At 34.1% G+C, this 6,675-nt stretch carries 5 protein-coding genes and 1 rRNA gene; 2 read left to right on the forward strand and 4 right to left on the reverse strand.

Annotated elements, in window-relative coordinates; all coding sequences use genetic code 11:
- Both GTZ96_RS17905 and GTZ96_RS17910 read right to left on the reverse strand, forming a co-directional pair.
- A 16S ribosomal RNA gene (locus GTZ96_RS17905) occupies positions 1 to 122 on the reverse strand; the annotation flags it as partial.
- Between the two features lie 1,084 nt (positions 123 to 1,206).
- On the reverse strand, positions 1,207 to 1,881 hold the full coding sequence (locus tag GTZ96_RS17910; RefSeq protein WP_161645267.1) for a DUF4294 domain-containing protein: 675 nt from the start codon (positions 1,879 to 1,881) through the stop codon (positions 1,207 to 1,209).
- Positions 1,882 to 1,963: 82 nt separating this feature from the next.
- On the opposite strand from GTZ96_RS17910, the gene GTZ96_RS17915 reads away from it, so the two are divergent.
- On the forward strand, positions 1,964 to 3,052 hold the full coding sequence (locus GTZ96_RS17915) for a M42 family metallopeptidase (RefSeq protein ID WP_161645268.1): 1,089 nt from the start codon (positions 1,964 to 1,966) through the stop codon (positions 3,050 to 3,052).
- A gap of 186 nt (positions 3,053 to 3,238) precedes the next feature.
- Complete coding sequence (locus tag GTZ96_RS17920; RefSeq protein ID WP_161645269.1) at positions 3,239 to 3,835, forward strand: DUF2238 domain-containing protein; 597 nt, start codon at positions 3,239 to 3,241, stop codon at positions 3,833 to 3,835.
- A 327-nt stretch (positions 3,836 to 4,162) separates the two neighbouring features.
- Here GTZ96_RS17920 and GTZ96_RS17925 read toward each other — a convergent pair whose 3' ends face one another.
- Both GTZ96_RS17925 and GTZ96_RS17930 read right to left on the reverse strand, forming a co-directional pair.
- On the reverse strand, positions 4,163 to 5,119 hold the full coding sequence (locus tag GTZ96_RS17925) for a phosphoribosylaminoimidazolesuccinocarboxamide synthase (RefSeq protein WP_161645270.1): 957 nt from the start codon (positions 5,117 to 5,119) through the stop codon (positions 4,163 to 4,165).
- A gap of 371 nt (positions 5,120 to 5,490) precedes the next feature.
- Entirely contained in the window at positions 5,491 to 6,309 is an 819-nt protein-coding gene (locus tag GTZ96_RS17930; RefSeq protein ID WP_161645271.1) for a Cof-type HAD-IIB family hydrolase, read from the reverse strand.
- Between the last annotated feature and the right edge of the window lie 366 nt (positions 6,310 to 6,675).

Below are 6,675 nucleotides of genomic sequence, written 5' to 3' on the forward strand. Positions count from 1 at the left end.
ATTGCATACGCGTTACGCACCCGTGCGCCGGTCTCTTGGTCCGAAAACCAATACCCCTCGACTTGCATGTGTTAAGCCTGCCGCTAGCGTTCATCCTGAGCCAGGATCAAACTCTTCATCGTATATTTTGCGAATTAGATAATTCTAATTCTATTTATTTTTGACTGAAGATTCTAGTGGTTTATTCTAATCTCTCGATTCTATTACTCTTATTCTTTTGTCTCTATCTTTCGATAAAGACGGCTGTCAATTCAATATGTCTAGGAACGTGTTCTTCTTAATTCTCTCTTCGTTTTTCACACCGTGGTGCGTTTCTCGAAGCGGGTGCAAAAGTACAACTTCTTTTTAATCTCGCAAGAAATTTTTAAAGTTTTTTTTAGAAAATTTTACTCTTCTTTTCTTTTCAATTTCTTACCAGTCTCTAAAAGAACTTACCACATTTGCGGGGCGCAAAGATAGAATTCTAATTATTATCTCACAAGCTTTTTTTGACTTTTATTTTAACACAATCATCAATCTTCTTGTCAGTATTTCTTAGAACGCGTATCGCTGTTGCGGGTGCAAAAGTAAAACCTTTATTCGTTTTGACAATGACTTTTTGAAAGTATTTTGAAAGTATTTTTTAAGTTGTTGGTTTTTTGATATTTACAATACCACTTTTTGAGGTATTTATCAATTTGAAGTAGGCGTTTTTGAGAATCACTGCGATTTTAGTGGAATTTGGTCTTGAGTATATCTAAATAAAACACGGACAAATACCGTTTACAAAAACAAAAACACCAACAAAAACGGAGTTTTACACTCTGAAATAGCCTAGAAAAACACTTCACTCATTATTTGCATGCAGATTTTACTGATTCCCGCAGATCGGAAAACTAAAAATGAATTCAGTATACATATATATAAAGAAGAAATATCATTATAAAAAACAACCACCCTATCCTCTTTACACCACTTTAAAGGCTTTAACACAAAGACCCACTAAGAAAACACGGAGATTTGCTAAGATTTTCTCAAACAAACAATCATAAAGCATAAGATACAAGGTTGTTTCAATCACAAAACCCTAGCCCCGATAGAAGTAAAAATCCTTTTGTGCCGGGGTTCGGCACAAAAGATTGAAACGAATAGCGGGAAATAGCTCCATAAAAAAAGCTCATACTATATTTATAGTACAAGCTTCATATATAAGGTATAATTTAGACTTTAAGGTTTGGTAGATAATTTGGAATCCCAATAGTCATTTAACTTATCTACATCTACCGGTGTTGCCGCTGGTTGATTCTGCAATCTACCCGATTCAAAGCCATCTTTAAGAATGTTTTCTATTAAATAGTCCTCATTAGATTCAAAAGGTGCATATTGCGATTTCAAATCGATATCAAACATACTGGCAGCTGTATTAGACCAAAACGCTTTCCATCCGCTTTTCAAAGTTTTTATCAAATCATAAGTAGATTTTCCTGTTTGCCGATGGATCAACCTGACCAAAATTCGACCTTGACTGCGAGATAGTTTTTTAAGCCTGGCTTCAAACTCATTCGTCAGGTAGTCTTCAACTATTTTAAAATATTTTTTCTTTTCTCTTTCTGAAGTAAGGCGAGCCATACCTTTATTCAAATTCGTCAATCTATCCGCAGCCAATTTAGCGTAAGGATAGGTTTTATAGACTCTGTTTTGTAAAATCAAATATTGTTTTCGCGCTTCAGGATCCAGTTTTTCTTTTGAAATAACAATTTCAGGTAATTTTATGGTGTCATTTAATATACTATCCTTTTCTGTCAATACATATCCCATGCCATTGGGATCAGGTACAACGCCCTGACTAAAACCAAAACATGACATTAATAAAAAGAATGCTAAAAAATAAATAGATTTCATAAAGGCAATATTTTGCTGTAAAATTATACAATATCTATGCAACTGTAATAGCAAATTTATAATTTAGCGAAAAAATATTTTTATGAGCACAAAATCGATATTAAACAATGACTCTATGGCTTTTTTAGAAAGCTACCTTAATAATGCTTCTCCAACGGGTTACGAAAGTAGCGGACAAAAAATATGGATGGAGTATCTAAAACCTTATGTTGACACTTTTATCACTGACACCTACGGAACAGCTGTGGGAATTATCAATCCAGATGCTTCTTTTAAAGTTGTAATTGAAGGTCATGCGGACGAAATTTCATGGTATGTAAATTACATTACCGAAGACGGTTTGATTTACGTAATTAGAAATGGAGGTTCCGATCACCAAATTGCGCCTTCAAAACGCGTAAACATCCACACTAAAAACGGAATTGTAAAAGGTGTTTTTGGTTGGCCAGCCATTCACACCAGAAATAGAGACAAAGAAGAAAACCCAAAAATCAGCAATATCTTTATTGATTTAGGTTGCGAGACTAAAGAACAAGTAGAAAAACTAGGTGTTCATGTAGGCTGCGTGATTACTTATCCTGATGAATTTGTGGTTTTGAACGAAAACAAATTTGTTTGCCGCGCCATTGATAACCGCATGGGAGGTTTTATGATTGCCGAAGTGGCTCGTCTTTTGCACGAAAACAAAGTAAAACTGCCTTTTGGATTATATATTACGAATGCTGTTCAGGAAGAAGTAGGTTTGCGTGGTGCCGAAATGATTACGCAAACCATCAAACCAAACGTAGCTATTATTACCGATGTATGCCATGATTCTACCACTCCAATGATTGACAAAAAAATAGAAGGAGAAACAAAAATTGGTAAAGGACCAGTGATTACTTATGCTCCAGCGGTGCAAAACAATTTGAGAGACTTAATTATTACTACTGCGGAAGAAAAAGAAATTCCTTTTCAACGTCTAGCTTCTTCCCGTGTTACCGGAACTGATACTGATGCTTTTGCTTACAGCAATGGTGGAGTAGCTTCGGCATTGATTTCTCTTCCGTTGCGTTACATGCACACTACTGTTGAAATGGTACATAAAGAAGATGTGGAAAATGTGATTAAGTTGATTTATGAAACTATACTTAAGATAGAAAATAACGAAACTTTTTCTTATTTTAAATAATATTCAGGAGCTAATCCTGCTATCCGCTATATCTTTTTATTTTGTTCCCTTCGACAAGCTCAGGGAGCAAAAATAAAAAGGATGCCGCTTCTACCTGCCTGTCGGCAGACAGGTCAGGGCTAAAAAACCGTCTCGTTCTATAAAAACGAAACGGTTTTTTATTACATCACTTCTTAAATTTATACTATGAAGTCCATATATCTAATGCTCCTTATTTTCTTTGCCTCTTTAATTTGGTCCATCATCAATCCAAAGGAAGTTTTCACTTGTTTTCTCGAAATAATTCCTGCCATCATTGGAGTTTTGATTCTAGCATTTACTTTCAAAAAATTTCGTTTTACCAATTTCACCTATTTTTTAATACTTATTCATTGTATTATTCTGTTCATTGGCGGACATTATACTTATGCAGAAGTTCCTTTATTTGATACTATTCGTGATGTTTTCCACCAAAGCAGAAATAATTACGACAAGGTGGGACATTTTGCTCAGGGTTTTATTCCGGCCATTATAATCAGAGAATTGTTTATTCGAAAGAAGGTAATTTCCAATAAAAGCTTTTTCAATTTTATTATTGTTTGTATTTGCCTGGCGATTAGTGCCGCTTACGAATGGATTGAATGGGGCGTTTCATTAGCAACAGCTGAACAAGGTGATTCTTTTTTAGGAACTCAGGGTGATATTTGGGACACCCAATCGGATATGTTGTTTGCTAGTATTGGTGCTATTACAGCTTTGATTTTGTTTTCTAATGTTCAGGATAAACAATTACAGAAATTATAAATCCTAATTCGATTGACTTTTTATTAAAAGTAGAAAATTTAGTTTTGTTAATTTTCTTTTTTGCTTGATCAAAAAAGAAACAAAAAAATCAAGTCTTACACTTCCTCGTCGGTCAAATTAGTTTTCGAATGCTAAAAGAAAAAAACTCGCTACGCTCAAACAGTTTTTCTTTTTACGCATTCTTCAAACATTTGACACTCGCCTGCGGAAGCTAAGGACAACCGAATCTCAAAAATAACACCAACTTAAGTCCTAATTATTTCAAATAAAAAACCCGTCTCGTTTTTCAGAACGAGACGGGTTTGATAATTATTAGGTCTATCGAAATTATTTTTGACTTGCTAAATAAGCTACAACATTCTTTTCGATTCTTTCATTGATGTTCGAAATATCTGCTTTTACAAATTTTTCTCCAATGATATTTTCATATAATTCAATATATCTTTCTGAAACTGTTTCGATGTATGCATCAGTCATTTCAGGAATTTGTTGTCCTTCTTGTCCCTGGAAACCATTTTCAATTAACCAACGACGTACAAATTCTTTTGATAATTGTTTTTGTTCTTCTCCGTTATCTTGTCTATCTTGGTATCCTTCTGCATAAAAATAACGAGAAGAATCCGGAGTATGAATTTCGTCAATTAAAACAATTTGTCCTTCTTTTGTCTTTCCAAATTCATATTTAGTATCCACTAAAATCAATCCGCGACTTGCAGCGATTTCAGTTCCTCTTTGAAACAAAGCTCTGGTATATTTTTCTAAAACTACATAATCTTCTTCGCTTACGATTCCTTTTGATAGAATGGCTTCTCTGGAAATATCAGCATCGTGTTCTCCATTATCTGCTTTTGTAGTTGGCGTGATTAATGGCTCTGGAAATTTATCGTTTTCTTTTAAACCTTCGGCCATTGTTACCCCACAAATTTCTCTTTTTCCAAGAGCATATTCGCGTGAAGCGTGACCTGACAAATACCCACGAATAACCATTTCTACCTTGAAAGGCTCACATAAATGACCTACAGCAACACTTGGATCCGGAGTAGCAATCAACCAGTTTGGAACAATATCCTGAGTCAATTCCATGAATTTAGTAGCAATTTGGTTCAGGATTTGTCCTTTATAAGGAATTCCTTTTGGCAAAACCACATCAAAAGCCGAAAGCCTGTCGGTTGCCACCATTACTAATAATTTGTCATTAATATTATAAACTTCTCTTACTTTACCTCTATAAACCGATTTTTGATTTGGAAAATTAAAATTAGTGGTAGTGATTGTATTGCTCATCTAGATACGTATTGCGTTGATTTTATAAGAATGCAAATTTAGGATTATTTTAGACAGAAAAACAAGGAAAGTGCTGTTGTTCTCTAAAATACTTTTATGAGTTACTTTCTTTTTTGCTTGATCAAAAAAGAAACAAAAAAATCAAGTCTTCCGCTTCCTCCTCGGTCAAATTAGTTTTCGAATGCTAAAAGAAAAAAACTCGCTACGCTCAAACAGTTTTTCTTTTTACGCATTCTTCAAACATTTGACACTCGACTGCGGAAGCTAAGGACAATTAGACTGCATAAAGAACAGTAATTAGATTTATAATTGAACACAAAAACTCGAACTGATTAAAACTAACCAAACAGAACAAGCTCTTCCTGTTTTTTTTATTTAGACACTAAACTCACATTATTCAATATTTTATCAGCCAAATAATTAGCAACACCATCTTCATTATTTCTTGAAATCACTTCAAGGTGTGACAATTTATTTTTCAGACTATCAGGAGCATTCCCCATCAATAAACCTTTAGAAGTAGCATTCAACATTCCTTCGTCATTATAACCATCACCAAAAGAAATCGCCTGATTGAATTCAAATCCTTCTATTTCTAAAATACTTGCTATTGCTACACTTTTATCCACCGATTTGTCCATAAATTCCAAACAATGTGGCAAACTAAAAGCATGACTAAAAACACCCGGATGCTTTTCCAGAATTTTTTCTCTTAATTCAATTAGTTTTCCGTGACTTTCGTGGGTAAAAAATATTTTAATCACATCAAAATCGGTGACTTCTTTGTAGTTTACTAATTCCGGAACATAATTCAGTTCAGTTTGGAATTCCAGTAATTTATCGTTGTGTTTGTTAGTTTGCCAAACATTTTCCTTGAAAAGAACCGTAGTATATTCAGCGGGAATGTCCATCTCTAAAACCGATTTCACGGCTTCACTTTCCATATTGACAGCAAAAATCAATTCTTTATTCGGAGCATGGATTCGTGCTCCATTAGAAGTAACCAGATAAATTGGAAAACCTAAAGTCTCTATTATAGGCATCGCATCCAGGTGATGACGCCCAGTAGCCACAATTATTAAATAATTCTGATTGTATAATTCTCTAAAAACCTGTTTGGTATAATCTGAAATTCGGTGGTCGCTGTTTAGTAATGTTCCGTCTAAATCGCTTATAATTACTTTTATCATGTTCCCTTACGCTCTAATGAATTGCAAAAATATTCAAAATACAAAGAAAGCACAGCAAAAACCTATTGAAATAACAGCAAATTAACGTATTGCTGATTAGTAAGTAACAAATAAAACAGAAGGATCATGCAATAGCGGGAGGATTAGTCATTAAATTAAGTCCTATTTTTGGATTTGCCTAATGATTCCAAATACAAAACCATCTTTCCATTAAGCCTTTTACCCAAATCTCGCAAAATCGCTGTTGAACTAAACCTTCGGTAGCACTTACCGTAGTTTTAGTACCTTACGAATATAATTAAATTTCGTAAGTTATGGCTACAAAAAAAAGCATCCAGAAGATTTAAGAGAAAATAAAATTCTCAA

The sequence above is a fragment of the Flavobacterium undicola genome (genome assembly GCF_009909155.2).
Taxonomy (GTDB): Bacteria; Bacteroidota; Bacteroidia; order Flavobacteriales; family Flavobacteriaceae; genus Flavobacterium; species Flavobacterium undicola.